The following is a 1,661-nucleotide window of genomic DNA, read 5'->3' on the forward strand; positions in this document are numbered from 1 at the left end:
CCCCCTGTGGCAGGGAAGTTGTCCGGCGCCTTGAGATGATCTCTCATTTTCAGAGGGGCGGGACGGAGGGATGAGTTGGCCCACTCGACGGAACGCCGCGCGGCGGTTCTGAGGAAGTTGGAGCCGCCGAACGCAGTACCCGTGCGGCAACTGGCTAAGGAGGAGGGGATCTCCGCGGCAACCCTGCACGCCTGGCGCCGCGACGCCCGCAGCCAGGGCCGGCTCCTGCCCGATGCCGACGCCGGCCCAGAGGGTTGGACGTCGCGCGACAAGTTCGCCGCCGTCCTCGAGACCGCCGCCCTGAACGAGGCCGATCTCGCCGCCTACTGCCGCCAGCGGGGGCTCTACCCCGAGCAGATCCAGGCCTGGCGGGCCGCCTGCGAGCAGGCCAACGATTGGGAGCGCGCCAGCAGCCAGCGGTTGGGCCAGGCGACCAGGGACGAGAAGAAGCGCGTCAAGGCGCTCGAGCGCGACCTAGCGCGCAAAGAGAAGGCGCTGGCGGAGGCAGCGGCGCTGCTGGTGCTGCGAAAAAACGCCGCGGCGATCTGGGGGGACGGCGAGGACGCATGATCAGCACCCCGGATCGCCAGAACGCCATGGCGCTGATCGGCCAGGCTGTCGCGGCTGGCGCACGTCGCGCCCAGGCCTGTGCGGAACTCGGGCTCGACGAGCGGACCTGTCGCCGCTGGCGGGCCAGGGACAGCGCGCCCGAAGACCGCCGCCCGACGGCGCCTCGGCCAGCACCGGGCAATAAGCTGTCCGAGGCCGAACGGCGAGCCGTGCTGGACGCCTGCAACAGCGACGCCTTCAAGAGCCTGCCGCCCAGTCAGATCGTGCCCCGCCTTGCAGACCAGGGACGCTACCTCGCCTCGGAAGCCAGCTTCTACCGCATCCTGCGGGCCGAGGATCAGCAGCACCACCGTGGTCGGGCCAGGCCGCCGGCGCGTCGCCCACCGCCGACCAGCCACCGCGCTCGCGGTCCCTGCGAGGTCTGGAATTGGGACATCACCTGGATGCCCGGCCCAATCCGGGGCGGATTCTTCTATCTCTACCTCATCCTCGACATCTACAGCCGCAAGATCGTCGGCTGAGAGGTCCATGAGCGCGAAGCCGCCGAGCTGGCGGCCGACCTCGTGCGCAAGGCGATCTGGGCCGAGGGCTGCCTCACCCGCCCTCTCGTTCTGCACGCTGACAACGGCAGCCCGATGAAGGGCGCGACCATGAAGGCCACCCTCGAGCGGCTCGGCATCATCGCCTCCTACAGCCGGCCGCGGGTCAGCGATGACAACCCATTCTCCGAGGCCCTGTTCCGCACCTGCAAGCACAGGCCGGACTGGCCGGCATTGGGATTCGCCAGCAGGGAAGACGCACAGCACTGGGTCGCCCGTTTCGTGGCCTGGTACAATCACGAGCACCGTCACAGTGCGATCCGGTTTGTCACGCCCAGCGCCAGACACGCAGGTGAGGATCGCGCGCTCCTCGAGCGTCGGACCGACCTCTATGCCAAAGCCCGCGCCGCCAACCCTGCGCGGTGGTCACGTCAGATCCGAAACTGGACGCCGGCTGGCGACGTCTGCCTCAACCCCGAGCGCGACGCCCGAGACCCGAAAATCAGAGACGCCGCCTGATCGGCACCGGACAACTTCTTTGACAATCACCGG

At 69.1% G+C, this 1,661-nt stretch carries 1 pseudogene; it reads left to right on the plus strand.

Annotation, left to right across the window (positions count from 1 at the left end):
* Window positions 1-75: 75 nt before the first annotated feature.
* Window positions 76-1,628: pseudogene (locus tag E2C06_RS36345) on the plus strand (IS3 family transposase).
* Window positions 1,629-1,661 lie beyond the last annotated feature (33 nt).

Origin of the sequence: Dankookia rubra, from assembly GCF_004355005.1 — a bacterium.
Classification (GTDB): Bacteria; Pseudomonadota; Alphaproteobacteria; order Acetobacterales; family Acetobacteraceae; genus Paracraurococcus; species Paracraurococcus ruber_A.